This is a genomic window from Sorangium sp. So ce145, assembly GCF_051525985.1.
GTDB lineage: Bacteria > Myxococcota_A > Polyangia > Polyangiales > Polyangiaceae > Sorangium > Sorangium cellulosum_B.
This window is the reverse complement of sequence record NZ_CP150315.1, coordinates 5504213-5530000: the sequence shown is the minus strand read 5'-3', so window position 1 is coordinate 5530000 and position 25788 is coordinate 5504213. Positions and strand designations below refer to the sequence as shown.

General features: G+C 71.7%; 22 protein-coding genes and 1 rRNA gene (1 of these 23 running past the window's edge). 14 read left to right on the top strand and 9 right to left on the bottom strand.

Going from position 1 to position 25788, the window contains the following annotated elements; all coding sequences use genetic code 11:
- Window positions 1–72 (top strand): 5S ribosomal RNA (gene rrf / locus WMF34_RS20555) (it extends 45 nt beyond the left edge of the window).
- 523 nt (window positions 73–595) lie between these two features.
- Entirely contained in the window at window positions 596–5500 is a 4905-nt protein-coding gene (locus WMF34_RS20550) for an Lhr family helicase (protein ID WP_437994276.1), read from the top strand.
- Between the two features lie 258 nt (window positions 5501–5758).
- Here the strand turns inward: WMF34_RS20550 and WMF34_RS20545 are convergent, their stop codons facing one another.
- Window positions 5759–6073 carry a KGG domain-containing protein gene (locus WMF34_RS20545; protein ID WP_012236599.1) on the bottom strand — a complete coding sequence of 105 codons (315 nt, stop codon included), beginning with the start codon at window positions 6071–6073 and terminating at the stop codon, window positions 5759–5761.
- A 492-nt stretch (window positions 6074–6565) separates the two neighbouring features.
- On the opposite strand from WMF34_RS20545, the gene WMF34_RS20540 reads away from it, so the two are divergent.
- The 3 genes from WMF34_RS20540 (at window position 6566) to WMF34_RS20530 (ending at window position 10408) form a co-directional block, all read left to right on the top strand.
- Window positions 6566–7900 (top strand): hypothetical protein, encoded by a 1335-nt coding sequence (locus tag WMF34_RS20540; RefSeq protein WP_437994275.1) that lies wholly within the window; start codon window positions 6566–6568, stop codon window positions 7898–7900.
- Window positions 7901–8301: 401 nt separating this feature from the next.
- Window positions 8302–9840, top strand: coding sequence for a pre-peptidase C-terminal domain-containing protein (locus WMF34_RS20535; RefSeq protein WP_437994274.1), 1539 nt, complete (start codon window positions 8302–8304; stop codon window positions 9838–9840).
- 295 nt (window positions 9841–10135) lie between these two features.
- Window positions 10136–10408, top strand: a complete 273-nt coding sequence (locus WMF34_RS20530) for a hypothetical protein (RefSeq protein ID WP_012236596.1) — start codon at window positions 10136–10138, stop codon at window positions 10406–10408.
- Between the two features lie 99 nt (window positions 10409–10507).
- Here the strand turns inward: WMF34_RS20530 and WMF34_RS20525 are convergent, their stop codons facing one another.
- Window positions 10508–11146, bottom strand: a complete 639-nt coding sequence (locus WMF34_RS20525; RefSeq protein ID WP_012236595.1) for a response regulator — start codon at window positions 11144–11146, stop codon at window positions 10508–10510.
- Window positions 11147–11505: 359 nt separating this feature from the next.
- On the opposite strand from WMF34_RS20525, the gene WMF34_RS20520 reads away from it, so the two are divergent.
- Window positions 11506–12432: a lysophospholipid acyltransferase family protein gene (locus tag WMF34_RS20520; RefSeq protein WP_080598935.1), complete on the top strand. Its 927-nt coding sequence runs from the start codon at window positions 11506–11508 to the stop codon at window positions 12430–12432.
- A 164-nt stretch (window positions 12433–12596) separates the two neighbouring features.
- Here WMF34_RS20520 and WMF34_RS20515 read toward each other — a convergent pair whose 3' ends face one another.
- From WMF34_RS20515 to WMF34_RS20505, 3 genes are all read right to left on the bottom strand, one after another.
- Complete coding sequence (locus tag WMF34_RS20515) at window positions 12597–13334, bottom strand: ABC transporter ATP-binding protein (protein WP_012236593.1); 738 nt, start codon at window positions 13332–13334, stop codon at window positions 12597–12599.
- A gap of 76 nt (window positions 13335–13410) precedes the next feature.
- A complete protein-coding gene (locus WMF34_RS20510) occupies window positions 13411–15006 on the bottom strand; it encodes a hypothetical protein (RefSeq protein ID WP_012236592.1) in 1596 nt (531 codons plus the stop codon).
- Window positions 15007–15301: 295 nt separating this feature from the next.
- A complete protein-coding gene (locus WMF34_RS20505) occupies window positions 15302–16555 on the bottom strand; it encodes a prolyl oligopeptidase family serine peptidase (RefSeq protein WP_437994273.1) in 1254 nt (417 codons plus the stop codon).
- 48 nt (window positions 16556–16603) lie between these two features.
- Here WMF34_RS20505 and WMF34_RS20500 point away from each other — a divergent pair, with 48 nt between their 5' ends.
- Complete coding sequence (locus WMF34_RS20500; RefSeq protein WP_437994272.1) at window positions 16604–16768, top strand: hypothetical protein; 165 nt, start codon at window positions 16604–16606, stop codon at window positions 16766–16768.
- Here WMF34_RS20500 and WMF34_RS20495 read toward each other — a convergent pair.
- The 4 genes from WMF34_RS20495 to WMF34_RS20480 form a co-directional block, all read right to left on the bottom strand.
- Window positions 16765–17163 (bottom strand): type II toxin-antitoxin system VapC family toxin, encoded by a 399-nt coding sequence (locus tag WMF34_RS20495; RefSeq protein ID WP_437994271.1) that lies wholly within the window; start codon window positions 17161–17163, stop codon window positions 16765–16767. The genes WMF34_RS20500 and WMF34_RS20495 overlap by 4 nt on opposite strands.
- Before the next feature lie 11 nt (window positions 17164–17174).
- The gene (locus WMF34_RS20490; protein WP_437994270.1) at window positions 17175–17645 is read right to left on the bottom strand and encodes a hypothetical protein; all 471 of its coding nucleotides are present in this window, start codon (window positions 17643–17645) and stop codon (window positions 17175–17177) included.
- Between the two features lie 299 nt (window positions 17646–17944).
- A complete protein-coding gene (locus WMF34_RS20485) occupies window positions 17945–18409 on the bottom strand; it encodes a hypothetical protein (RefSeq protein ID WP_437994269.1) in 465 nt (154 codons plus the stop codon).
- Window positions 18410–18568: 159 nt separating this feature from the next.
- Window positions 18569–18781 carry a hypothetical protein gene (locus tag WMF34_RS20480; RefSeq protein WP_437994268.1) on the bottom strand — a complete coding sequence of 71 codons (213 nt, stop codon included), beginning with the start codon at window positions 18779–18781 and terminating at the stop codon, window positions 18569–18571.
- Between the two features lie 497 nt (window positions 18782–19278).
- Here WMF34_RS20480 and WMF34_RS20475 point away from each other — a divergent pair, with 497 nt between their 5' ends.
- The 7 genes from WMF34_RS20475 to WMF34_RS20445 all read left to right on the top strand — a co-directional run bounded on the left by WMF34_RS20475 (window position 19279) and on the right by WMF34_RS20445 (window position 25754).
- The gene (locus WMF34_RS20475; RefSeq protein WP_437994267.1) at window positions 19279–19473 is read left to right on the top strand and encodes a hypothetical protein; all 195 of its coding nucleotides are present in this window, start codon (window positions 19279–19281) and stop codon (window positions 19471–19473) included.
- A gap of 19 nt (window positions 19474–19492) precedes the next feature.
- Window positions 19493–19720, top strand: a complete 228-nt coding sequence (locus WMF34_RS20470; RefSeq protein WP_044965324.1) for a hypothetical protein — start codon at window positions 19493–19495, stop codon at window positions 19718–19720.
- 209 nt (window positions 19721–19929) lie between these two features.
- Window positions 19930–21690 (top strand): serine/threonine protein kinase, encoded by a 1761-nt coding sequence (locus WMF34_RS20465; protein WP_437994266.1) that lies wholly within the window; start codon window positions 19930–19932, stop codon window positions 21688–21690.
- On the top strand, window positions 21683–22297 hold the full coding sequence (locus WMF34_RS20460; protein ID WP_012236584.1) for a hypothetical protein: 615 nt from the start codon (window positions 21683–21685) through the stop codon (window positions 22295–22297). Before WMF34_RS20465 ends, WMF34_RS20460 begins: the two co-directional genes overlap by 8 nt.
- Before the next feature lie 107 nt (window positions 22298–22404).
- A complete protein-coding gene (locus WMF34_RS20455) occupies window positions 22405–23766 on the top strand; it encodes a glutamine synthetase family protein (RefSeq protein ID WP_012236583.1) in 1362 nt (453 codons plus the stop codon).
- Window positions 23763–24917, top strand: a complete 1155-nt coding sequence (locus tag WMF34_RS20450) for an iron-containing alcohol dehydrogenase (RefSeq protein ID WP_012236582.1) — start codon at window positions 23763–23765, stop codon at window positions 24915–24917. Before WMF34_RS20455 ends, WMF34_RS20450 begins: the two co-directional genes overlap by 4 nt.
- A 198-nt stretch (window positions 24918–25115) precedes the next feature.
- A complete protein-coding gene (locus WMF34_RS20445) occupies window positions 25116–25754 on the top strand; it encodes a sterol desaturase family protein (RefSeq protein ID WP_012236581.1) in 639 nt (212 codons plus the stop codon).
- The last annotated feature ends 34 nt before the right edge of the window (window positions 25755–25788 follow it).

Here is a 25788-nt window from a genome sequence, read left to right as displayed (position 1 = left end):
TCGGAAGTTAAGCTTCTTGGAGCCGATGGTACTGCCAGGGCAACCTGGTGGGAGAGTAGGACGCCGCCGGGGTTTCTTCGAACCTGCGCACAGAGTCTCTGTGCGCAGGTTCTTTTTTTTTGTCTTCCATCCGGCGCTTGGTCCGGCCTACCGGCGCGTTCGAGGGCCGGATCGGCGGGCCGCCAAGAAGCACCCCTCGCCTCCATCGGATCGGCCGTGGCCGCCTGGGTCGCCTTCAAACTTCGGTGAGCGCCGGCGGGTGGGTCCACGCGGCGGGGGCGGGCGGGCGCGCTGGAGCACCGACCGAGGTGCCATGAGGCCGCCAGGAGGCTCGAGGTCTCAGGCGCGCCTTGTGTGGCGCGCAACATGACGTCCCAGCTGGCATGGCCCGAAGGGAGACATGCCGGGCGGTGTTCCATGCGCAAGCTCCAGGTCCCCGTCTTGGCGGATGGCCAGCGCCCGCCCGCCCCCGCCGCGTGGACCCACCCGCCGGCGCGGCGGCTGGAACGATCGGTTGCGCCGCCTCCCCCCGCGAGGGATGGCTCTTGCCTACCCAGCAGCCCCCGCTCCGGCAGGGACCGCGCAAGCGCCGCCGATGGCCAAGAGACGCCCCCCCGCATCCGATCCGCTCGACCGCTTCCACCCCGCCACCCAGGCGTGGTTCCGCGCAACGTTCGCCGCGCCCACCCCCGCCCAGGTGCAGGGCTTCCCGCCCATCCTCGACGGCGCCTCCACCCTGCTGCTCGCCCCGACCGGCTCGGGCAAGACGCTCGCCGCCTTCCTTGCGGCCATCGACCGGCTCATGGCGTCGCCCGAGCCCGAGGCCGCCGAGCGCTGCCGTGTCGTCTACGTATCGCCCCTCAAGGCGCTCGCGATCGACGTCGAGCGCAACCTGCGCGCGCCGCTCGCCGGCATCGCCGCCGCCGCCGAGCGCCTCGGCCTGCCCTACCGCGTCCCCCAGCTCGGCGTGCGCTCGGGCGATACCGCGCCCGAGGACCGCGCCCGGCTCGCCAAGAAGCCGCCAGACATCCTCATCACCACCCCGGAGTCGCTCTACCTCCTGCTCACCGCGGCCGCGCGCGATCGGCTGCGCGCCGTCGAGACCGTCATCATCGACGAGATCCACGCGCTCGTCGCGACGAAGCGCGGGGCGCACCTGGCCCTGTCCCTCGAGCGGCTCGAGGCGCTGCGATCCGCGCCGCGGCCGATGCAGCGCATCGGCCTCTCCGCCACGCAGCGACCGCTCGACGAGGTCGCGCGGCTGCTCGGCGGCGGCGAGACCGACGGCGCCGGCGGGCGCTTCGCGCCGAGGCCGGTGACCCTCGTCGACGCGAGCGCCCCGAAGGCCCTGGAGCTCCGCATCGAGGTGCCCGTCGAGGACATGACCAAGCTCGGCGAGGCCGCCCGCGCGGGCGAGGGCCCGAGGGGGGCGCCCGCCGAGCCGGCGCAGCGCTCGATCTGGCCGAGCATCCACCCGCGCCTCGTCGAGCTCGTCCGCGCCCACCGCACCACGATGATCTTCGTGAACAGCCGGCGCCTCGCCGAGCGCCTCGCCGCGGCGCTCAACGACACCGCCGGCGCCGAGATCGCGCTCGCGCACCACGGATCGATCGCCCGCGAGCAGCGGCAGCAGATCGAGGAGCGGCTCAAGGCGGGCCTCCTGCCGTGCATCGTCGCGACCTCGTCGCTGGAGCTCGGCCTCGACCTCGGCTCCGTCGACCTCGTGATCCAGCTCGAGGCGCCCCCCTCGGTCGCCGCCGGGCTCCAGCGCGTCGGGCGCGCGGGGCACGAGGTCTCCGGCACGTCGCGCGGCGTCGTCTTCCCGAAGCACCGCGGCGATCTGCTCGCGTGCGCCGCGGCCGCGTCCCGCATGCGCGAAGGCAAGGTCGAGGCGACCCTGTACCCGAGGAACCCGCTCGACGTCCTCGCCCAGCAGATCGTCGCCATCGCCTCGATGGACACCCTCCACGTCGACGCGCTCTTCTCGCTCGTCCGCCGGGCGGCGCCCTTCGCCGAGCTGCCCCGCGCGAGCTTCGAGGGCGTGCTCGACATGCTCTCCGGCCGCTACCCCTCCGACGAGTTCGCCGAGCTCCGGCCCCGCATCGTCTGGGACCGGGTGGGCGGCGCCGTGCGCGCCAGGAAGGGCGCGAAGCGCCTCGCCGTCGTCAACGCCGGCACCATCCCCGACCGCGGCCTCTACGGCGTCTTCCTCGACACCGGCGGCGACGCCGCGCGCCCCGGCCGGCGCGTCGGGGAGCTCGACGAGGAGATGGTCTTCGAGGCCCGCGAGGGCGAGGTCTTCCTCCTCGGCGCCTCGTCGTGGCGGATCACGGACATCACCCATGACCGCGTCCTCGTCGTCCCCGCCCCGGGCGAGCCGGGAAAGATGCCGTTCTGGCGCGGCGACCAGGCCGGGCGCAACGCCGAGCTGGGCGCCTCCATCGGCGCCCTCGCGCGGCGCCTCGCCGCGCTGCCCGACGGCGAGGCCGAGCGCACGCTCGCGGACGAGCACGGCCTCGACGAGCGCGCGGCCTCGAACCTCGTCCGGTACGTGCGCGATCAGGCCGCAGCCACCGGCGACGTCCCGAGCGACCGCACCCTCGTGATCGAGCGGTTCATCGACGAGGTCGGCGACCACCGCATCTGCCTCCTCTCGCCGTTCGGCGGCCGCGTCCACGCGCCGCTCGCGACCTGCATCGCCGAGCGGTGCCGCCTCGAGCTCGGTCTCGCGGTCGACACCGTGTGGACCGACGACGGCATCGTCCTGCGGCTGCCCGAGTCGGAGTCGCCCCCCGACGCGAAGCAGCTCCTGCCGCAGGCCGACCAGGTGGAGGATCTGCTCGTCCGCGGCCTCGGCGACACCGCCCTCTTCGCCTCGCGCTTCCGCGAGTGCGCGGGCCGGGCGCTGCTCCTTCCGCGCAAGTTCCCCGGCAAGCGCTCGCCGCTCTGGGCCCAGCGCAAGCGCGCCGCCGACCTGCTCGCCGTCGCGTCGCGCTACGGCTCGTTCCCCATCCTGCTCGAGACCTACCGCGAGTGCCTTCGCGACGTCTTCGACCTCACGGCGCTCGAGGATCTCCTCCGGCAGATCGCCGCCCGAAAGGTCCGCGTGGTCACGGTCGACGTCCGCGCGCCGTCGCCGTTCGCGGCCACGCTGCTCTTCACCTACGCCGGCAACTTCATCTACGAGGGCGATCTGCCGCTCGCCGAGCGAAGGGCGCAGGTGCTCACCATCGATCACAGCCGCCTGCGCGAGCTGCTCGGCGAGGCCGAGCTGCGCGAGCTGTTCGACGCGGACGCCGTGCTGGCCCTCGAGGCGTCGCTCCAGCGCCTCGACGGCCGAGCGCCGCTCAAGCACGAGGACCAGGCGCACGATCTCCTGCTCTCGCTCGGCGATCTCACGCGCGAGGAGATCGCCCGGCGCGCGGTCGCTCACGACGCGCCGCCCGAAGCGGCCCACGAGCGCGCCGCCGCGTGGATCGACGAGCTCGTCCGGGATCGGCGCGCCATCGAGGTCCAGATCGGCGGCGAGCGCCGCGTCGCCGCCGCCGAGGACGCGGGCCGGCTGCGCGACGCCCTCGGCGTGGTGCCGCCGCTCGGCCTCCCGATCGCGTTCCTCGAGCCCGCCGCGGACCCGCTCGGCGAGCTGGTCGCCCGCTACGCGCGCACCCACGGGCCCTTCCGCGCCGACGACGTGGCCCGGCGCTTCGGCCTCGGCCCTGCGCCGGTGCTGGCCGCGCTCGCGCGCCTCGCCGAGCGAGGCCGCGTGGTCGAGGGCGAGTTCCTCCCCGGCGGCCGCGGCCGGGAGTTCTGCGACGCCGAGGTGCTGCGCTCGCTGAAGCGCCGCTCGCTGGCCCGGCTGCGCGCCGAGGTCGAGCCGGTCCCGCCGGAAGCCTACGCCCGCTTCCTCGCCGACTGGCACGGCCTGCACCGCCGCCGGCGCGGCCTCGACGGCTTGCTCGCGGCGCTCGAGCAGCTCCAGGGCGCGCCCCTCTCGGCCTCCGCCCTGGAGTCCGAGATCCTGCCCGCCCGCGTCGAGGGCTACCGGCCCGGCGATCTCGACGCGCTCTGCGCGGCCGGCGAGGTCCTCTGGCGCGGCGTCGAGCCGGTCGGCGACGGCGACGGCCGCGTCGCGCTCTACCTCGCCGAGGCCTTTCCGTACCTCGCCCCGCCGCCTGGCCGCGCCGAGGGGGCGCTCGCCGAGGGCATCCGCGCCGCGCTCTCGCGCCGCGGCGCGCTCTTCTTCTCCGACCTGTCGCGCGAGACGGGCGCCTTCGGCGCCGATCTGCTCGCCGCGCTCTGGGACCTCGTGTGGGCCGGCGAGGTCACGAACGACACGCTCGCCCCGCTGCGCGCCCTGGGCCGCGCGTCCGCCTCCAGCGGCCGCCGGCGCGACCGCGAGCGCGCTGCGTCCGGCCGCGGCCTCGCGGCGCTGCGGGCGCGCCGGATCGGCCCGCCGGGGAGCGAAGGGCGCTGGTCGCTGCTGTCGTCTCCCGGCGCGTCCGGCGCTGCTGGCGGCGCGTCCTCCGGCGCGCCTGGCGAGACCGAGCGACGCGCGGCGCTCGCCCGCGCGCTGCTCGAGCGCCACGGGGTGCTCACGCGCGAGGCGGCGGCGGTCGAGGGGCTCGCCGGCGGCTTCTCCGCCGTCTACGACGTGCTCCGCGCCATGGAGGAGGCCGGTCAGGCGCGGCGCGGCTATTTCGTCGCCGGGCTGGGCGCCGCGCAGTTCGCGGTGCCCGGCGCCGACGATCGCCTCCGGGCCTGCCGCGAGCCGTCCGACGATCCGCGGACGCTCGTCCTCGCGGCCACGGATCCGGCGAGCCCCTGGGGCGCCGCCGTCCGCTGGCCCGAGCTCCCCGCGGCTATCGGCGGCGGCGCCGAAGGCGCCGTCCGCGGCCCGGTCCGGCCGCAGCGGGCCGCGGGCGCTCTGGTGATCCTGCACGACGGCCGGCTGCTCGCCTGGATGGGCCGCACCGAGCGGAGCCTCACCACGTTCCTGCCCGAGGCCGAGCCGGAGCGCGGCGACGCGATCCGGGCCATCGCGTCGGCGCTCGGGGCGCTCGTCGACGAGGGGCGGCGGCGCGCCGTGCTCGTGGCCACGATCGACGGCGAGCCTGCGCACGGCTCTCCTCTCGCGCGCGCGCTTTCCGACGTGGGCTTCACCTCCGGAGCGCACGGCTACCTCAAGCGGGCCATCACGCCCGAGGGGGGCGGGTGGCGGCCGCGGCACGCGCCGCCCGCGAACGCGCCCGACTGGGCTCGCCGCGCGGCGGCGGCGGGCCTCGATGCGCCGGAGGACGAGGCAGATGGCTTCAGGCCGCCGCCCGGGCTGCGCTCGTGGCCCTCCGGGCCGCCGGCCGGAGGATGGAGGATGTCGCCAGCCGGCGCGACCGAGGGCGGCGCGCAGGCGGCGGACGGCGGCGCGCCGGACGAGAGCGACCTCGACGACGACGACCCGGCGATGTTCGAGGACGGCGCGGGGATCGACGACGGCTCGGCGTAGCCATCGGTCGGGGGCTGGAGTGGCCCTCTCCGAACCGGTGATTCCAGGTCCTGGCGTCTGCGTTCCAGCCATCACCCACCGTCGCCCGCGCGGCGGGCGCGGCGGGCGCGGCGGAGGGAGCGCTGCGGCGTCGCGCGTGTCGACAGCGCCAAGAAGGACCGCCGAGCAACCGTGAAAGGGCGATCCCTTTCGTGGTTCCTCGGCGGCTCTTCGTGGTCCTCGCGCCCTCGGGGATGCCGAGCGGCGCGCGGGGACGGTTCAGCCCTGCTGGGTGTGCTCGTCCGCCTTCACATGTTGCTCATGGCTTCCGCCGCGGCCCTTCCGGCTCCGGCCCTCGCCGTTCGTCGCCAGGCTCCGCGCCTCGGCGCCCTTGCGCCCGATCTCGGCCATGTGTTCGCGGTTCTGACTCACCGCCTCTCCGCCCTTGCGGCCCGCTGCGCGCGCCTCCTCGGACGTGAACTCGTGCGCCGTGCCCTTCTCATGAGCTGCCTTGCCGCCCTGACTCGCGATCTGGCGCTGCTGCTCCGCGTTCATCGCTGCGAAGCCTCGCTTGCTCTCGCTGGTCTGTCCCATGAATCACTCCTCGGATGGATTGCCTCGTGAACGCCACTCGACGACCGTGGCTACCTGCTGCTTGGCCACATCAGGCCGGCGGTGCCGGCGACGCCGGGGCCATGCTGCAACGCGGGTGCCAGGCCGGGGAGCTCGGACGAATCCGCCGATGCGTCGAGGCCGGACAATTGATGACCATCCGGTCCCCAGGGCGCCACCTCGAGGGCGCGCTGTGGCAAATTGCCTCACTGTGCGCTCCGCCGTGTCTGGTCGCCCCAGTCTGCGGGCTCCGTCGTGACAGGCTCACTGGACGCAGCCGGTCGTCCGGACCGTCTTCTGTCTCTCTCCTTTGATCACATCAGGCGGGCCGTCGAAGGCCTGCGGCGCTGGCGCGTCGCGTCTTGACAACACGATGCCGCTGCCGCTCTCGTTGCACGGCATCATCACCCTCGGCGCCCGGCCCGACGACGAGGCTTCCGGGCGGCCGGGGTGACGGCATTGCAGGAGATTCACATGGCGCTTGCGATCCAGGGGGCTCGTCTCGATGGGGACCAGCTCTGCTCACCGAACGTGACATCATGGCCGCGCCGCGCGCGCGGCTGCGCTCCGGGCTATGCGCGTGGCGCGGGCCTGGTCGCGCTCTCGCTGGCGCTCCTCGCGGGCTGCGGCGGCACCGGCGGCGCCGCGCCCGCGGAGAGCCCTGCGCCCGCGCCAGCGCCCGCGGCGAAGGAGCCTTTCGACATCGAGGAGGCGCTCGCCCGCGAGACAGGCGAGCTGCCCGCCCGGGAGCTCCGCGCCGCGGACTGGTCGGCGCGCGCGTTCGGGGCAGGGGAGGCGAAGATCGAGCCGAAGGAGAAGCTCGTCGCGATATCCATCCCCCTCGGCACGGACACCCATGTCGAGTGCTTCGTCTACAACACGATGCTCGACTCGGGCGAGGTGATAAGGAACTTCATCGAGCTGCTCGACCCGGCGAAGGTGGAGGTCGCCCGCATCGTTCCCTGGGAGGTGAGCGTGCACCGGGAGAGCCCCGCGGTGTTCGTGCAGGCCCTCTACCTCGTCCCGACCGCCGGCGGGAAGGCGGCCGGTCTGCTCAAGATCGCGCTGCACGCGGACAGGGCGCGCCCCATCGCTTGCCTGCATGACGAGGTCGGGTATGTCCGCACGTTCGAGCGGCTCGCCAAGGGGCTCTTCGACTCGTTCGAGTCGAAGAGCGCCGCGCCGAAGTCCGAGTACACGGACACCGTCATCCTGCGCCTCGACAAGGTCCCTATCGGCTTCGAGACGAGCGATCTGCTCAAGGACGAGGGCGGCCAGCGGCGATGGTTCTCCCGCTCGGCCACCTTCATTCCGCGTGACCCCAGATCTCTTCACATCGAGGATGAGGCGTCGAACGTGCTCATCGATCCTCAGGGGCAGATCAAGGAAGGCGTCTGGATCGAGACGTCGGGAGGCAAGGCGAACCACCGTATCGAGCTGTCCCAGAAGAAGAACTTCGAGTACGAGTATTCGGGAGAGGTCGAGGGCAAGAAGGTCCAGGGGACGTTCACGCCGGCGGCCAAGGCGTGGCTCGCCTCGCCGGTCGCCACCGCCTCGGCGCTCGCCCGGCTCCTCAAGAAGAAAGGCTCCTTCGACCTGAAGCAGCAGGAGTACATGCCCAGCGTCGATCCGACGAAGCCCGTCGACGTCCAGTACCTCCGCGACGCCTCGGGCGCCGTCACGGTCTCTCTGAAGACGATGCGCCTCGTGGGCAGCCTCGCTCCGGACGGCCGTCCGGAAGCGTTCGAGATCTCCGCCGGTCCTCCCAAGCTGACGATCCAGCGAGCCTACGTCAGGGGCAAGCTGTAAAACCGCCCTCGGATGCGCTCCCGGGCCTGTCCGGGAGCGTCGAGGCGCTCGCCGACGGCCATGCGCGGCGGGGCCTGCTGATCGGACACCATCGAGCGCAATCGCCAGCCGGCACCGACGAGGGTGCCGGTTGCTGTCATACTGGAAAATTTTCGCAGCGACGAAAGGTCGTCGGATGCGCTGAATGGCTGCAGCGCTTGAGTATCGTCGTCATTTTTATTGATTCATGACGATTTGGTGATCCTGCCCCGCTCAGATCAGGTTATATATCCTCCCGGCTGGCCGAACGACTCTTCGCTGGAACAAAGAATCATTTTTTCGAGCGGAAGGAGCTCTCCATGCGCTCTGTGAGATCGCGTAGATCGCGTGTCCGCGGCTCGGCCAGCTTCAAACTTGGCGTAATGACCGCGGGTGTATTCGCGCTTACGGCCTGCGTTTCGGATCTCGAGGACGAGCCGGTCGAGGACGTCGGCGGTAGCCAGGAAAGCTTCGAGGCGTTCGAGAGGGCCGCGTTCCGCGAGCCTGGCTCTGGTGTCTACATCGTCGATGGGGACACGCCCGTCGCCGACATCAAGCATCTCCGGGAGTTCTGGGAGACCTACGTACGAGATGGCGCCCTCATCGTGCAACGCAGCGGCGGCAGCGATGTCGTCTGGTCGGCGGCCCAGAAGAAGAGCATCACCTACTGCGTGAGCACGACCTTCGGCGCGCGCCATGCCGCCGTCGTGGCGGCCATGGCCGCCGCCACGGCTTCCTGGGAGAGCGCCTCGGACGTCGATTACATCTACCAGAGCGCTCAGGACGCGAGCTGCACTGCTGGCAACAGCAACGTCGTCTTCGACGTGAGGCCGACGAACTCCGGCGGCCAGTACATCGCGCGGGCGTTCTTCCCGAACGATGCGCGATCGGTGCGGAACGTGCTGATCGACTTCAAGGAGCTCGAGGTATCCGGCGTCGCGCTCGAGGCAGCCCTGCGGCACGAGCTCGGCCACACGCTCGGCTTTCGGCACGAGCACACGCGCCCCGAGGCGGGCGTCTGCTTCGAGGACAACGCGTGGCGCGCGCTGACCACGTATGACTCGGATTCCGTCATGCACTATCCCCAGTGCAACGGCACCGGCGACTGGAACTTCGTGCTGACCGCAAGAGACATCCAGGGCGCCCAGGCGCTCTACGGCCCGCCTGGCGGCGCCGGCGGCGCCGGCGGCAGCGGCGGCGCTGGTGGCGGCAGCGGCGGCAGCGGCGGCGCTGGCGGTAGCGGCGGCAGCGGCGGCGCTGGCGGTAGCGGCGGCAGCGGCGGCAGCACGACCGTGACAGAGAACTTCAGCAGCAGCGTCAACGCAGGTGCGTTCGTGGACATCGGATCGAGCGCCGGTTTCGCTGTCACGCCGGGGACGGGCCTCACTGTGGTGATGACCGGCACCGGCGATCCCGACCTCTACGTGAAGTTCGGATCGGCGCCGACGACGGCCTCGTACAGCTGCCGCCCGTACCTCTCCGGGGCATCCGAGACGTGCACGTTGACCGTGCCGACAGGGCAAACCAGGGCGTACGTCAAGGTCAGAGGGTACACCGCGGCCACCTGCAACGTGGCGGTGACCTATACCCGACCGAGCGGCACGAGCAGCGGCGGCGGCACGGCCACGTCGGCCACCTTCAGCGGCAGCCTCGCGGCGGGCGCATCGGCGTCGCACGGGCCCCTCTCGGTGGTTCCTGGCACGAGCCTCCGGCTCGTGATGACCGGCACCGGCGACCCTGATCTCTACGTGAGGTTCGGCGCCGCGCCGACCCGGACCTCGTACGACTGCCGTCCGTATCTGGACGGCGCCGCGGAGACCTGCAATCTCACGGTCCCGGCCGGGCAGACGCAGGCCTTCCTCTCGGTGAACGGCTTCGCGGACAGCACATATCAGCTGAGCGCGACCTACACGGCCCCTTAGTTGGAGCGGGGCCCCGCTGACGCGCCGAGCCATCCGAGGGAATGGATTGGCCGAAGGGTCGCCCAACCGGGTGTGTTCGCGCCCATCGAGGGCGTCATTTCGGCGTGACGCGACGCGCCCCGCTCGCGGCGACCTGGACACCACCGCTGACGAACCCTCGATACGGGGAGGTGGGTATCAGGCGCAGGATGAGCAGAGTACGGAGAGCCCATCGTCCACTCTGCGAGCGACATTTCTCAAAAAAATCGTCGCCGAAAACTGGGCACCTCAAGGGAACCCTTCGTAGGGTGCTCTCATGGACAAGAAAATTTTAGCCGCAACTCTCCTGCAGGCTCTGGCCATGGCGCAACGCGAAGGACGCTCCGAGACGCTCGACTCGCTGGTCGAGAAGCTGCGCGTCCGCCGCCGGGATATCCGCGGCACGCTGACCCTGCTCCACCGCCAAGGCATGCTGGACGTGCTCCACATGCGACTCACGCTCTCCGGGTTCGCCATCGGCTCGGCGCTCATCGGAAAGACGCTGCCGGCGCTCCGGGCCGCTCCGCGGGCTTCCACCGCGGCGGCGTGAGCCAGCGCCGCGCCGCACGCCGCGCTCACCGCGCGCGGCGTGCGGCGAGCGCGGCGCGCGAGCTTCCAGCGCTCGCCTGGAGCTCGCGCGCGACGCCGCCTAGGCCTCGACGAGGCCCGCCCGCACCGCGAGGCGGGTCAGGTCCGCCACGCTGTGCGTCGCCACCTTCGCGCAGAGGCGCGCCCGGTGCGTCTCGACCGTCTTCACGCTGATCGAGAGCTGGGCGGCGACCTCCTTGGCCGAGAGGCCCATCGCGAGCAGCCGGAGCACCTGCCGCTCCCGGTCGCTCAGCGCGGCCACCATGTCGCCCCTGGCGGCGGCGTCGCGCCGCTGGAGCGCGCGCACCATCGCGGCGCTCACGTCCGGCGATACGGCCGTGCGCCCCCGGACGACGGTGCGCAGCGCCTCCAGGAGATCGGCGAGCCGGCTCTGCTTCGACAGATATCCATCGGCGCCGGCCCGCATCGCCTCGGCCACCCGGAACTCGTCGCGGTGCATCGAGAGCACGATGACGCGGAGCTCCGCGATGCCCTTGAGCTCCCGGATGAGGTCGACGCCGCTGCGGTCCGCGAGGCCGAGCTCTATCACCGCCACCTGACAGCGGTGGATCTCCTGCGCTCGGAGCGCCTCCTGCCCGCTTCCAGCCTGAACGACCTCGCTCACCCCCGGCTGCGACGTCAGCGCGTACGCCAGCGCTTCCCGGACGACGTTCTGGTCATCGACGAGCAGGATATTCATGTCGAAGGCCCCCCTTATCAAAGGGCCTTGTAACAGACTGCTTTGAGCTCCATGAACCTGTTTTCTCGGTAAGGATTCGCCTGGCGACGGCGATTCGGTTCCTGTGATGCTGGACTGGGCTCCTCGCAGAGCGCCTTGGACGAGCGCAGGAGAGAACTCGGCGCCGGGGCGACGGCGCTTGAACGTCGTTTCATCCGGGCGGGGCGTTGTGCCTCGGTGGGGGCGCATGCGCTCCAGGAGCCGCAGCCGCAGCCCACGCGTCTCGTGACGAGCCCGCGGCGGGCTTCGCCAGGGCGGCGCGGGGCCCGCGCTCGAGGGCTCTCCCTTGGCCGTTATGTTTGCGGTAGATAGGCTGCCGCATGCCTCGCCCGCGCGGAGCGCTCTTCTCCGGTCTACGCCATGACTCGGCCTTCTGGCGCCGCGCCCTCGCCGCGGGGGTCAGGCGCGGGCCGGAGCCCTGGGTGCGCCATAGCCCTCCGGTCTTCGGCGTGCTCTTCGCGGCCGCGCTCCCCGAGGTGCGCCGGCGCGTCGAGCAGAACCTCCGCCGCGTCCGCGGGCCGCGGTCGCGCCTCGTCGACCTGCTCGACAGCAGCGCTGTGTTCGCCGCTTACGGAAGCTGCATCGCCGAGGCGCTGCTGCTCGCGAGCGATCGCGGGTACACGGTGGCGCGGCGCTCCCGGGGCGTCGAGCACTACCACGCGTGCGCTGCAGCGGGCCGGGGGGTCATCATCGTCACCGCGCACACCGGGGGCTGGGACATCGCCGGCCAGATCCTCGGCGCGGTGCATCCGGCGGGCGTCATGCTGGCGATGCAGCGGGAACGGGACGCCGAGGCGCGCGCGATCCAGGATGCGGCGCGGCAGCGCGCCGGTGTCCAGGTGGTGCACATCGGCGACGGGCCGCTGGACGCCCTGCCGCTCCTCAAGCACCTGCAGCGAGGCGGCGCGGTCGCGATGCAGATCGATCGCGCGCCGCCCGGGATGCGCAGCCGGGAGGTCACCTTCCTCGGCGGCCGCTGGCGGGCGCCCGAGGGGCCGATCGCGCTCGCCGCGATGAGCGGCGCGCCGATCTTGCCCGTGTTCACGCACCGCCTGGGCTTCCTCGACTACGAGGCGGTCGTGGCGCCGCCGATCCGGCTCGCCCGCCGGGCGACCGAGGAGGAGCGGGACGCGGCCGCGGCCGAGATGATGGGCGCCCTGGAGCGCTTCGTCCGGGCTCACCCGACACAGTGGTTCCACTTCACCGGCGACGGCCCGGTCGCGCCGGCGGAGGACGGGACGGGTTGAGCTGAACAGCGGAGAAGACCGCGAGTGGGCCGATCAGCGCAAAGGCGGAGAGACGGAGGCGAGCTGAAAGAACGCCAGACACATCGAGCGTAGAGATCTCTCTCCGTGTCCTCTTCATGTCTCTGTTGCTTGTTCCAGGGCGCCTTGCGCGGCGCGGCGCCGCTCTACAGCGGCCCTTCGGTCAGCCCGTGGACGAATTGCCTCACGCGCGGGTCGTCGCTCGCCTTCGCTTCTGCGGTGGTGCCGTCGAAGATGAGCCGTCCGCGGTAGAGCATCCCCACCCGGTCGGTGACCGTGAGCAGCCGGTCGAGATCGCTCGAGACCATCACCACGGTCGCGTTCATCGCCCGCTGCTCGGCGCGGAGCAGGTCGAAGATGCGCTGCGACGTGACCGGGTCGAGGCCGGCCGCGGGCTCGTCGTAGAGGACGATCTCGCCGCGCGCGATCGTGGCGCGGGCGACGCCCACGCGCTTCTTCTGGCCGCCGGACAGCCCCGCCGGCGTCCGTCCCTCGAAGCCCGCAAGAGACACCGCGCGGAGCCGCTCCGCGACCCGCTCCTCGATCTCTTCCTCGCCGAGATCGTAGAGCCGGCGCAGCGGGAACGCGATGTTCTCCCCGACGGTCATGTAGTCGAACAGCGCGTTGTTCTGGAACAGCATCCCGAACTTGAGGCGGAACGTCTGGAGCTCGAGCTCGCTGAGCGCGTGGACGTCCTTCCCGTCGACGAGCACGCGCCCGCGATCCGGCCGCAGGAGCCCCGTGATCATCTTGAGCAGCACGCTCTTGCCCGAGGCGCCCGGCCCGATGAGCCCGTACAGGCAGCCGGCAGGCACGTCGAGGTCGACGCCCCGGAGTACTGGCATGCCCCCGAAGCTCTTCGTCAGCTGTTCGATCTGGATCATCGGTCTCGTGGACACGGTCGCCGCGGAGGGGCGCGCCGGCCTCGTTGCTCGGCAGGGAGGGGCGCGCCGGCCTCCTTTACTTGAACGTCGTCCGGGCGACGTCGAGCCGCGGGTGGGACGGGAACGACATCCCGCGGATTTGCCCGGAGATGCACGAGGCGACGCTCGGGTTCGACGGGCTCGTCGTGACGGTGACCCCGACGGCGCGGCCGTTCTGCACCGCGGCGCAGACGTTCACCTCCATGCTCGAGGGCACGTTGCACGCATTCAGGTACGTGCCGCGGTTCAGCACGTTGCCGTAGGCGCCCGCCGTGAGATCGGCCGGGCCGTTGTTGCCCATCTTGTACTCCTCGACGTAGCGCGCCTGCGCCGCCTCACAGCTCAGGCCACCGCCGAGCGTCGGGTAGCTGCCGCCGCCGCTCGGCCGCGCCCCGCCCCCGGCGCGCGCGGTCTTGCCGCTGCCGAGGCCGGCGTCGACCTCGATCGCGACGCGGTCGGTGGCGCCCTGCACCGCGAGCTCCTGCTCCTTGTGGCTGCGCTCGCGGTACCACCAACCCGCGCCCGCGGCGAGGATGACGCCCATCAGGGCGAGGCCGATCAGCGCCTTGTACTGCGTGCCCTGCTTCTCGGCGGACACGACGGCGTCGAGCGCGCGCTTCTCCTGCACGATGTCCCGGTTCAGCTTCGCCTGCTCGGCGAACGGGGCGAACTCCTCCCAGTCTTGGATCGCGCGCTCCTCCGCGGAGAACGTGTCGCGCAGCACCTGATCGCCTGTGAAGGAGCCGGACGCGATCTGCTGGAGCAGCTCCACGGACGAGAACGGCCCATGGTCCATGCCGTCCTTGATGACGACGTACCGCGGCCGCGGATCGGACTCGAGCGCGGCCTTGAGATCCGCGAGCTTGCGGGTCGGATCGTTGCCGTGAAGGCGCTGCGGCTGGTTGACCGGGATGGCGACCGCGAACGGTCCGTCCCCGGAGACCGCCTGGATCCTCGGCACGGACGGCGCCGACGGGACGCGCGTTTCCTCCTGGTGCCCGGTCGGCGGCATCATCGAGAGGTTGACGTCCACCTCGAACTCGCCGTCGGCATCGAGGTGCGACGTGTCGGCGCTCGGCGGCATCGACGAGGCGCTCGGGACGATCTGGTAGAGCGCCTGCGCGAGGGCGGCGAGATCCGCCGGGCGGTGCTTCGGATCGGCCACGAGCGACTTGCCGAGCACCGTTTCCAGCGCGGGCGGCAGGTCCGGGATCACGTCCGCCGGACGCCGCATCCCCGGGCCGACGCTGCTGTTCGTGAGCATCTCGTAGAGGATGGCCCCCACCGCGAAGACGCTCGCGCGCGCGTCGCCTTCGTTGCCCTTGCGCTCCTCGGGCGCCAGGCAGGCGCGGTCGCGCGGCAGCAGAGGAGGGGTGTGGGCGAGCTCCTCGATCAGCTGGATGGTGCCGTTCGCGCCGTGACCGAGGCACGAGGGGTGCACGAACATGGTCCGCCCCTGCGCGTGCAGCTCGTGCAGCTGGGTGCAGAGCGGCACGGCGAGGCCGATGGCCTCACGGATGTCGAAGCGGCGACCGGTCGCGCGGCGCGACTCCATCTCGGCGCGGAGCGTGCCGGCGGGGATGGACATGCCGGCCGGCAAGGGGGTGAGCAGGGGCTGGACCTGAGCGGACATCGGGGACGAACACTACGACAACACGCCGGGTCCGCTCAACGCCGCACCGCAACGTTGCAGTGTCGACGTGCGGCGAAGCCAGGTGCACACGTGGGACGAGCAGTGCGGGCGTGCGCTTGCGGCGTCAGCGTTCGTCCGCGCGCCTTCAGCGTTCGTCCGCGCGCCTTCAGCGTTCGTCCGCGCGCCTTCAGCGCGTTTGCGCTGGTCTGCGCCCCCTGGTGTCGGTCTGCGTCCGTGCGCGTCGGTCAGCGCGCGTTCGCGCTGGTCTGCGCCCGGCTGCGTCGGCCGGCGTCGGTCAGCGCGTGTTGGTGCCGGTCTGCGTCCGCGGTCGCTCAGGGGTCTCGGCCGCGGCGGCGTTCGCGCCGAGCGCCAGGACGTGGCCCGCGAAGAAGCGGAGCAGGTCGGCCTCACGCGACTTCGGCCAGCGGGCGTGGTTGATGGCGCCCTTCTTGGCGGAGCAGCGGTTCCGGAGCGCGCAGTGGGGCTCGTCCCTGCCGGCCTCGTCGAGGCGCAGGAACGAGGTGTGCGCGGAGAGCGCGTCGCGCGCGCGCAGCCAGCGCTCGACCGACTCGCACGGGAACATGTCGTCGCACGCGCGATAGACCGCCATCGCGGGCGGGGGAGGGCCGGGGCACGCCCACTCGGCGGGCGGCGCGTTGCTGCCGAAGGTGGCGAACGCCGCGACGCGGTCCGCGCGCATCATGGCGTACGTCGCCGCCATGTGGCCGCCGTAGGAGCCGCCGAGCGCGTAGATGCGCCGCCGGTCGACGAGCTTCTTCTCGAGCAGCTGGTCGACGAAGGCGTCGGTGGTCGTGACGTCGACGTTGCCCTCGCCGGTGAACTCGACGTCGAACGGCGCGATCGGCGTGTACATCTTCGTGCCGCGCTCGCGCTCGGCCTGGCTCGGCGTCTTGAAGGCGCGGCCCTGGGGCGCGAGGATGATGAAGCCCGCGTGGGCCGGGTCGCCGGTCAGGTTCCAGGTGGCGCCGAGCTTGCGCAGGCCCGTCTCCTTGTCGACGCTCGTCGGGTTGTCGCCGTCGGCGTGGAAGAAGACGATGAGCGGCAGCGGCGCGCGCGTCTCCACGCCGCTCGGCGCGATCACGCAGGCGTAGCGCGGCGACCCCTCGGCGTCGCGCGTCTCCAGCACCTGGGCGCCGCGGCACGGCGGCCTGCCGAGCGTCTTGCGGAGCTCCCGCCCGGGGCGCCCCTGCTCGGCGACGCAGCTCCCTTCGCTGGGAAGCCTCGCCTCGGGCGGCTTCGCCGGCGGCGCGGCCGCGCTGGCCGGACCGGCCGCGCGGGCGCCCGCGTCCTGCCGGGCCGCCGAAGGCCGCGGCTGCCCGCCGTCGGCCGCGCGGGCGCCGGCGTCCTGCTCGAAGACGCCGAGCAGGTCGCCGCCGTCGACCCCCGACGACGGCGTGGAGCACGCTGCCGCGAGCCACGCCGCGGCGGCGGTGAGCGCCGCGGCGAGGAGGACCCGGCCGCGCAGAGGGACGGGGAGGTCGGGCGTCGAGGTGCGTCGCGGGCGGGTGCCGGGTCGAGGTCGAGGCACGCGCGCACTCTAGTACGACGTCGGCGGAGCTCCGCCCGGGATTTCTCCTTGGAGACCGCCGGTGAGCTCCGGGATCGCGCTTGCGCGATGCGCCGCGGCGCTGCCGGCGACGAGGTGCTGCCCGCTGCCGGCGGCGGGCTCGGCTGTCCCGCTGGCAGCGAGTCGATCGCGCGCATGCGGCAGTGGCGTCCCTCGGCAGCCCCGAACGGCTAGGAGTCCCAGAGGGTGGTGACGAGCGCTGACTGCCGGATCACCGAATCTTTCGAGATGAGCGGTGTCCCTCGATGGATCGCCTCGGCGACGATCAGCCGATCGAAGATGTCCGGAATCGCGCTCAACGTGTGGCTCGTGAGGACGACCTCCGGAAGCAACGACGTCAATCTGTAATTGTCGCTGGTGCGCATCGCCTCCAGGCGCGGCAGCAGGTGCGCCAGCGCGACTCCCGGCAGGCGTCCACGTTCGACCACCATGATCGTCTCGGCGATCACCACGGCGGGCACGTAGATGCGCGCGGAGCCGGCGTCGGTCGCCGCGAACGCCTGCTGCGCCGCGCTTCCGAGGCGGGAAGGGGCGTACATGCTCCATACGAGCGCGTGCGTGTCGGTCACATGCTCAGCGATTACGTCTCTGTCTCGGGCTCCTCGGCCGCGTCGAACCGCCGAGCGCGCTCGCTGCGAAGCTCGGCGAGCGCTCCGGCGACCGGGTCATCCTCGACCGATGCTGGGGCCGCACCGCCGAGCGACCCGAGCACCCGCACAAGCCTCCGCTCCGTGGGCGTCACGGCGAGGACGATCACCTCCGCCGGCCCCGGAGGGAAGTCTTCTGGAAGCTCGACGGCTATCCGGTGGTCATCCGCCACGTTCACGTTGAGCTTGTATGCATGCATGGCGATCCCTTCGCCGGAGCATACCACGGCCCCTCGGGGCACAGAGGCGGCTTGCCGGCGGCCAGGCTTCCAGTATGGAACGCGTCGCTGGACGCGCCCATGGCCCATCGTACCCAGGACATCCTCGCTGCCGCTCTGTCCCTCCCCGAAGGAGGACGCCTCAAGGTCGCGTCCGAGCTGCTCGCCAGCGTCGAGGAGCCGCACGACGACTCCTGGAACGCTGTGTGGATCGAGGAGATCGAGCGCAGTGAGCGGCCTCGCGATTTCCGCCTGTTCGCAGCCCTATGGTCAGATGTCCCGCTGGCAGCGAGCCGAGCGCGGTGCGCGTTGAAGAGGCGTGCTGCTCCCCCAAACGCTCCTGCGGTTCAGCTGGGTTCGGTAGCCGCTTCCACTCCGAAGACCGGCGTCGCGGGCATCGGGGACCTGCGCGAGAGCTCCTCGGATGTGGGGGACAGGTCGCGCACGGGCGCTCCGGGAGCGCTTGGATCCGGCTGGTAGCGTACTCAGGTCGGAAGGCGGTAGTGCTTCTGGATCCGGCGGATCTGGTCGGCCTCCGGAATGCGTAGGTCGACCGCGGCGGAGTACGCGAGATCGAGGAGGGCGGTGGCATCGCCTCGGTCGCCAGGGGTGTTGCGAGCGAGGAGGTTGAGCGCAATCTCGACGCGCGCGACGAGAATGTCCCGCGTGGCCCCGAGCCGCTCGTAGACGGGAAGTTCGTCTTCTCGTCGGATGCGCAGCGCCCCGTCGAGCTGGCCTCGCGCCTGTAGGATGTCGGCTCGACAGCTCATTGCGAGTGCGGCTGCCCGTTCGTCCCCCCTGGCCCGGTCCACAGCCAATTTCTGCTCTGCCGCCTCTGAAGCGCTGTCCATGGCGCCCATGCGCCGCGCCACGTTGGCCAGTGTCCAGAGCAGGTCGGACCGTTCCTTCGGGTCGCTCCGCTCACCGAGCCTCCGCGCGCAGAACTCCATCCACACATGGAACGGGCCCATTGCGTACGGCGTACGTTGACCCTGCCCGCTCCACCCGCACCACATCCTTCCCACTCACCCGTCCAAGTCATGCCGAAAGCGCCCCGGCTTCTCGTGTCACCTCGTTCCACGGCTGTGCCGCCTCCTCTCGGAGCCGCTTCACGAACCATTCGTCATTCGAGCCAGCGCTGCTGCCTCATCCGTGCCCCGTCGCAGCCACTCCGCGAGCAGCGGGTGGATCCGCCAGGCATCGTCCTCTCGCTGCTCCGCCGGCATCACCAGGGAGAGCTTTCCCGCGGTGTTCATCAACCGGCTGAACTCCACGTCCGAGATGTGCAGGATGCGCAACCTGTGCTCGCGCTCATGGGCCATGCTCGCTCCGACGAGGGTCGCAGGTCCGGCAGATTGGCCCCTTGTCTGGATACGGTCAGAAAGGGCAGGCGGCGGGTCGCAGGGGAGGCAGGAAGTGCCACCGGAGGCGATCGGCGCGAGTTGGAATGCGGCGAGGCGCCTCCGGGAGGCGATCGAAGTAAGATGTCTTACGCTGAAGCGCCGCCGGGAGGCGATCGGCGCGAGCTGGAATGCGACGAGGCGCCTCCGGGAGGCGATCGAAGTAAGATGTCTTACTCCGGAACGCTGCCGGGAGGCGATCGGCGCGAGCTGGAACGCGGCGAAGCGCCTCCGGGAGGCGATCCAAGTAAGATGTCTTACTCCGGAGCGCCGCCAGGAGGCGCTCGGCGCGAGCTGGAACGCGGCGAAGCGCCTCCGGGAGGCGATCGAAGTAAGATGTCTTACTCCGGAGCGGCCCCAGGAGGCGCTCGGCGCGAGCTGGAACGCGGCGAGGCGCCTCCGGGAGGCGATCGAGGTCGATGGAGCGCTCGTTCAACTCCGAGGCGAGCGCCGATCCCGACCGGCTCATGAACGGCCGGGCCGTGCCCGACGTGACGCAGCCGCCGCCGGTCTCGCTCGGCTGCCCGCCCGCCGGTGCGTCGGCTCCGTGCCCGCCGGGGACGAAATCGCGACGGCAGGTCCCGCTGCCTTGCGGGGAGGCCCTTCGTGGCTAGGCTGGTCCGCGGCCCACCCATGACGAACTTCGATATCCTCGTCGGCGCCGCGCTCGCGGCGGTCCTTGCTTTCCAGGTCTACGTCACCGTGCGCGTCTTCCGGAGCCGCGTCTACGAGCCCAAGCAGAAGGTCTGGCAAGCGCAGCTCGTCTGGCTCCTGCCGATCATCGGCGCCGGGCTTGTGTTCTCGATCCTCCAGGAGGAGGACCGGGCCCACCGCGACGCCTCCTCGCACCTCCGGAGCTGAGCCGGCGCCTCCCGGCCGCGCGGCCGCCTCGCGGCGAAGTGCGGTCACGTTGAACGGTCGACCTCGCCCCCTTCTCCGTCCTCTACGCCCATCTGATCACCTCGGCGCCCCCCCGATGGCCGATGGCCCGGTGGACCTGGGACGATCGAACAGGAAAATTAGGTTTCACCCTTCGGTCCAGCGGCCCCGTGCGCTATGGCTCAGGGAGCATGGCGGACGACGTCTTCGGCATCGTCGGGACCACGCAGGCGGGTAATTTCCACGTCGAGCAGGTGGTCGCGGAGGGAGGGTTCGGCGTGGTGTACCGCGCGCTCCACGCCGGCTTCCGCGCGCCTGTCGCCTTGAAATGCCTGAAGGTGTCCGAGGCGAAGACCCCGCGCGAGCGGCAGCTCTTCCTCGAGAAGTTCCGCGAGGAGGCCCAGCTGCTCTTCCGGCTCTCGGCCTCGATCCCGGAGGTCGTCCGCCCGCTCCACGTCGATGTGCTGCACCTGAAGCGAGGGGAGTTCGTCCCCTTCCTGGCCCTCGAGTGGCTGGAGGGCGAGTCGCTCGACAAGGTCATCGATCGACGGAGGCTCAAGGGAGAGCCGCCGATCCCGCTCCACAGGCTGATGAAGATGATGCGCCCCATCGCGCAGGCGATCGCGCGCGCGCACCGCTTCCCGAGCCCGAACGGGACGGTGTCGATCATCCACCGCGACCTCAAGCCCGAGAACATCTTCATCACGACGCAGGAGGGGACGGAGCGCCTCAAGATCCTCGACTACGGCATCGCGCAGGCGAAGACGCTGGCCGAGCAGGCGGTCGGACGGGTGACGAACGGCGACCCGCTCAACGCGTTCTCCCCGGCGTACGGCGCCCCGGAGCAGTGGGCGCCGAAGCGGTTCGGGCAGGCGGGAACTTGGACCGACGTCTGGGGTCTCGCGCTCACCATGGTCGAGGCGCTCGTAGGGCGGCAGGTGATCGACGGCGAGGCGCAGGCGATGATGGGGACGGCGCTCGACGTGAAGCGCCGGCCCACGCCCCGGACCGAGGGCGCCAACGTCCCGCCGGAGGTCGACGCGGTGTTCGAGCGCGCGCTCGCGGTGAGCCCGCGCGACCGGACGCGCGACATCGAGGCCTTCTGGACGGAGCTGGAGGCGGCGATGGGGCTCCCGGCCACCTTCGGGCGGATCTCCGCGCAGGACGACGCGTACTCCGTCCCGCCGCCTCCGTCGTCGTCGATGCGCGCGGCCCCGCAGGTCAAGCGCGCCGCGCACGTGTGGCTCGACACGCCCAGCGACGCCGGGTCGCTCGAGCTCGATCTCGACGTGGCCCCGGCGTCGATGCGCTCGCCGAGGGGAGGGCGCCGCGAGGGTCCCGCGAGCAGCGTGCGCCCGCCGCCGCCCTCGGATTCGGCCGGGCTCGAGATGGATCTCCCCGAGGCGCCGCAGAGCCCGCACAGCAGAGGCATGGGCGCGCTCGTCCCGGAGAGCATGCCGACGAGCGCGCGAGGCCGCGGCGGCCTCGCGGAGGCGACGCCCGTGGGCGCGCTCCCGCGCGGCGGCGGGATGGAGAGCGCCGCGCCGAGCATGCTCGCGCGCGGGGGCGGGATGATCGAGAGCACGCCGCCGCTGGAGATGGCGCTCAGCGTCGCGCCGCGCACGACGTCGGTCGCGCCGGCCGCGGTGCGCGCGCTGTCGGACATGCCGTCGAGCAGGTACCGGCCGACGGCGCGTCCGCCGGCGGACGCGCGGCCGCGCCCGCCGGACCCGAAGCCGCTCGGCGGGCCGACGCTCCTCCAGCAGCTCGGGCTGCCCGTGGCCTGCATCGTGTTCGCGTGCGTGGTCACGGTGGCCGACCTCATCATGAAGCAATCGGGTGAGGCGCTGAGCTTCGGTCCGGTGCGCTCGTTCTGGGTCGCCGGCGTGCTGCTCCTGTTCGGCGTCGGGCTGTTCTTCTGGCGCATGCTCGGAGATGCTGGAGATGCCTGATCCGACGCACGGGAGCGCCGCCGCGGGCGAGCGCGCCGATCAGAGCGTGTCGGCCCGCTTCACGCGGCTGATGAACGCGTCGACCTCGCGGTGGGGCGTGCTCACCGATCCCCCGCTCGTGGCGCTCGCATCCGGCGTCTTCCTGCTCGTCTTCCTCGGGGCGCTCGGCCGCGACGCGGGCCCCGAGGTCGCGCGCGCGCTCGGCGTCCTCGTGTTCGCGCCGATCTCGGTCGCGCTCGTCGTCAGCGTGGCGCTGCGCGGCGCGCGTCGCGCCGTCGTCGCGTGGCTCGCGCGCCAGCCGTTCCCGGTGGAGAACCTGAACGCCGTGCTGAACGGCCTGGGCGAGGCGCTGGAGGTCACCTTCGTCGGCGCGGCGCCGGAGGCGAAGGAGCTCAACGTCGAGCTCGACAAGGTGCACCCGGACGCGTTCGTGACGGGGGGCGTCGAGGACGCGCGCACGCTGGACATCCGCATCGGCGTCGTCGACTCGAAGCGCAATCCGGCCGCGACGAACCACCAGCGCTACGCGCGCGTCCGCGAGCTCGTCGAGCGCGTGCTCGTGCCGCTCGCGGAGCGCTATCCGATCCAGGTCGTCCGGGTGAAGTGAGCGCGCGCCGGACGCGCGCATCCATACGGCGGGGCGCCTTGCGGTCGTCGCGCGCCCCGCGCGGGCGCTTGCCATGTCGCCCCGTTCCCCTGCTATCGTCGCGGCCCATGACCGCCTCGACCCCCGAGAAGCTCCTCTCCGATCTGGAAGCGCGGGGCATCACCCGCGCCAAGATCGGCGGCTTTGACATCGACGGCATCCTCCGCGGGAAATACGTCTCCATCGAGAAGCTGAAGAGCGCGCTCAAGAGCGGCTTCGGCTTCTGCGACGTCATCTTCGGCTGGGACATCGCCGACGTGCTCTACGACAACGCCAAGGTGACCGGCTGGCACACCGGCTACCCGGACGCGCACGCCGTCCTCGATGCGAGCACGCTGCGCGACATCCCGTGGGAGCCGGGGACGGTCGCGATGCTCGCCGACTTCCGCGACGAGCGCGGCGGCCCGCACGCCGCGTGCCCGCGCTCGCTCCTCCGGAGCGTCATCGCGAAGGGCGAGCGGATGGGGTTCTCGGCGAAGTTCTCGTGCGAGTTCGAGTTCTTCCTCTTCGAGGAGACGCCGCGCTCGCTGCACGAGAAGCGTTTCGCCGGCCTGACGCCGCTCAGCCCCGGCATGTTCGGCTACTCGTGGGTCCGCGAGGGGCAGAACAAGAAGCTCATGGCCGCCATCCTCGATCAGATGCAGGCCTTCGACGTCGAGATCGAGGGCCTGCACACCGAGACCGGCCCGGGCGTGTACGAGGCGGCGATCCGCTACGACGACGCGCTCCGCGCCGCGGACAAGGCCGCGCTCTTCAAGGTCGCCATGAAGCAGATCGCCCACGAGCACGGCCTGTCGGTCACGTTCATGGCGAAGTGGAACGCCGATCTCCCCGGATCGAGCGGCCACCTGCACCAGAGCCTCTGGAAGGACGGCCGCAACGTCTTCGAGGACGCGTCGTCGCCCGATCGGATCCCGGCGGCGCTGCGCCACTACGTCGGCGGCCAGATCGCCCTGATGCCCGAGCTCACGGCGATCTACTCGCCGACGATCAACGCCTACAAGCGGTACGTGCCCGGCGTCTGGGCCCCGCTCACCGCCAGCTGGGGCGTCGAGAACCGCACGGCCGCGATCCGCCTCATCGGCCTCGGCACGCCCGGCGCGCGCGTCGAGTACCGGCAGACGGCGGCGGACATCAACCCGTACACCGCCATGGCCGCGTGCCTCGGCGCGGGGCTCTACGGCATCGAGAACGGCGTCGAGCCGCCGGTGCAGGCCGCCGGGGACGCGTCGTCCGCCGAGTCCTCGCGCCTGTCGCTTCCCCGTACGCTCTCCGACGCGACCCGGATGCTCGCGGGCAGCAAGATGGCGCGCGAGATCCTCGGCGAGAGGTTCGTCGAACACTATGTCCTGACGCGCGACTGGGAGGTGCGGCAGTACGAGCGCGCGGTCACGGATTGGGAGCTGAAGCGTTACTTCGAGGCGGTGTGATCATGAGCCAGTTCACGGTTTGGAGCTTTCCCACACGCATCCTCTTCGGCGCCGGCGTCGTCGAGCAGACAGGCGCCGAGGCGCGCCGGCTCGGCGCGGCGAGGGCGCTCGTCGTCACGGACAAGGGCGTCGTCCGCTCGGGGCTGCTCGAGCCCGTCGCCGCGTCGCTGCGGAAGGAGGGCCTCGAGGTGGCCGTCTTCGACGACGTGCTCGGCAACCCCATCGAGAAGAACGTGCACGACGGCGTCGCCGCGTTCCGCGCGGCCCGCGCCGATCTCGTCGTCGCCCTCGGGGGCGGCTCGCCGCTCGACGTCGGCAAGCTCGTGCGCCTCGGCGTGAACCACGATCGGCCGCTCGTCGACTACGACGACGCCACGGGCGGCGATCGCTTCATCACGCCCGACGTTCCGCCGATGCTCGCGATCCCCACGACGGCCGGGACCGGCAGCGAGGTCGGCCGCTCGGGCGTCGTGACGCTCGACGTGAACCACCGGAAGACGGTGATCTTCTCGCCGCACCTGCTCGCGAACGCCGCGCTGCTCGATCCGGTGATGACGCGGTCGATGCCGGCCTTCCTCACGGCGGCGACGGGCTTCGACGCGCTCACCCACTGTATCGAGGCGTACGTCGCGAAGGGCGATCACCCGATGGCCGACGGCATCGCGCTCGAGGGGATCCGCCTCGCCGCCGCGCACCTCTCGCGGGCGGTCACGCACGGCGACGATCTCGAGGCGCGCGGCGGCATGATGAAGGCGGCGATGATGGGCGCGGTCGCGTTCCAGAAGGGGCTCGGCGCGTGCCACTCGCTCGCGCACCCGCTCTCGAGCGAGTGCGGCCTGCACCACGGCCTCGCGAACGCCCTCTGCCTCCCGCCGGTCGTCGAGTTCAACGTCGCCGCGGCCGCGCCGCGCCTCGCGCGTGTCGCCGCCCTGCTCGGCGCTCCCGAGGACGCCGCCGCGTGCGCCGACGCCATCCGCGCCCTGCGCGCCCGGATCGGGCTCGCGGCCGGCCTCGAGAAGGCAGGCGTTCCCCGCGACAAGCTCGACGCGCTGGCCGACCTCGCCGCCCAGGACGCGTGCCACACGAGCAACCCGCGCCCCTGCTCGCGCGACGATCTCCGCCATCTCTACGAGGCGTCCTTCGCGAGCTGATCGCGCGCGCCTGTCCCGGGCCGGGCGCGGCTCGCGGCGGACGCCGGGCCGACGCGAACGCGGCGCCGCCGCGGAAGGATCGCGCCGGCGAGCGCCTGCCGTGACGGGATCATGGTCATTTCCCGGTGTCCAGCGGGCCGTTGGGCGCCGGCCCTACCGCTGGCCGACAATGGATAAATGCGGTACCAGGGGTGCACGATGACCGTCACCTCCACCGAGCGCACCGCGCGTCCAGCGACATGCCAAATGTTCGAGACGCCGCTCATCGAGCGGTTTTCGCGGATCCATCCGATCACACCGTTCGTCTTCTGGCTGCCGGTCTACGGCTATCTGGGCGTGCGCGCCGCCCGGCATGATGTCGGCCTCCTGACCGGGCTCGGGCTCGTGCTGGTCGGCTTGTTTCTATGGACGTTCGCCGAGTATGTCCTGCACCGATACGTGTTTCACTACGTCGGACCGCGCCTATGGCAGCGCCGGATGCATTTCGTTCTCCACGGGGTGCACCATGATTTCCCGCAAGATGCCGACCGGCTGGTGATGCCGCTCGGCGCGAGCATCCCCCTCGGCATCGCGTTCTACACGCTGTTTCGCGTCGTCTTTGGCCCTGTTCCGGCGGATCCGCTGTTCATCGGCTTCGGCCTCGGATACCTGGTGTACGACGGTACGCACTATGCCATTCATCACTTCCGGATGAGCTCGCGCTGGGGGAAGTGGATCAAGCGCCATCACATGGTCCATCACCACACGGGAGAGAATGCCCGGTGGGGCGTGTCGTCGCCGCTCTGGGACTGGGTCTTCGGCACGATGGGCACGTCGCAGGCGGGAAAAGGCAGCTGAGCGGGCCAGCGGCGCGCTCCGGAGCGCGCCGGCG

Bases quoted from the DNA above. Each gene is read 5' to 3' on its own strand.
- WMF34_RS20515 (WP_012236593.1), bottom strand. From the start codon at position 13,334: ATGATCCAGATCGAACAGCTGACGAAGAGCTTCGGGGGCATGCCAGTA.
- WMF34_RS20465 (WP_437994266.1), top strand. From the start codon at position 19,930: ATGGCGGACGACGTCTTCGGCATCGTCGGGACCACGCAGGCGGGTAAT.
- WMF34_RS20480 (WP_437994268.1), bottom strand. From the start codon at position 18,781: ATGGCCCATGAGCGCGAGCACAGGTTGCGCATCCTGCACATCTCGGAC.
- WMF34_RS20540 (WP_437994275.1), top strand. From the start codon at position 6,566: ATGGCGCTTGCGATCCAGGGGGCTCGTCTCGATGGGGACCAGCTCTGC.
- WMF34_RS20525 (WP_012236595.1), bottom strand. From the start codon at position 11,146: ATGAATATCCTGCTCGTCGATGACCAGAACGTCGTCCGGGAAGCGCTG.
- WMF34_RS20455 (WP_012236583.1), top strand. From the start codon at position 22,405: ATGACCGCCTCGACCCCCGAGAAGCTCCTCTCCGATCTGGAAGCGCGG.
- WMF34_RS20520 (WP_080598935.1), top strand. From the start codon at position 11,506: ATGCCTCGCCCGCGCGGAGCGCTCTTCTCCGGTCTACGCCATGACTCG.
- WMF34_RS20550 (WP_437994276.1), top strand. From the start codon at position 596: ATGGCCAAGAGACGCCCCCCCGCATCCGATCCGCTCGACCGCTTCCAC.
- WMF34_RS20460 (WP_012236584.1), top strand. From the start codon at position 21,683: ATGCCTGATCCGACGCACGGGAGCGCCGCCGCGGGCGAGCGCGCCGAT.
- WMF34_RS20535 (WP_437994274.1), top strand. From the start codon at position 8,302: ATGACCGCGGGTGTATTCGCGCTTACGGCCTGCGTTTCGGATCTCGAG.
- WMF34_RS20470 (WP_044965324.1), top strand. From the start codon at position 19,493: ATGACGAACTTCGATATCCTCGTCGGCGCCGCGCTCGCGGCGGTCCTT.
- WMF34_RS20510 (WP_012236592.1), bottom strand. From the start codon at position 15,006: ATGTCCGCTCAGGTCCAGCCCCTGCTCACCCCCTTGCCGGCCGGCATG.
- WMF34_RS20445 (WP_012236581.1), top strand. From the start codon at position 25,116: ATGACCGTCACCTCCACCGAGCGCACCGCGCGTCCAGCGACATGCCAA.
- WMF34_RS20475 (WP_437994267.1), top strand. From the start codon at position 19,279: ATGGAGCGCTCGTTCAACTCCGAGGCGAGCGCCGATCCCGACCGGCTC.
- WMF34_RS20545 (WP_012236599.1), bottom strand. From the start codon at position 6,073: ATGGGACAGACCAGCGAGAGCAAGCGAGGCTTCGCAGCGATGAACGCG.
- WMF34_RS20530 (WP_012236596.1), top strand. From the start codon at position 10,136: ATGGACAAGAAAATTTTAGCCGCAACTCTCCTGCAGGCTCTGGCCATG.
- WMF34_RS20485 (WP_437994269.1), bottom strand. From the start codon at position 18,409: ATGGAGTTCTGCGCGCGGAGGCTCGGTGAGCGGAGCGACCCGAAGGAA.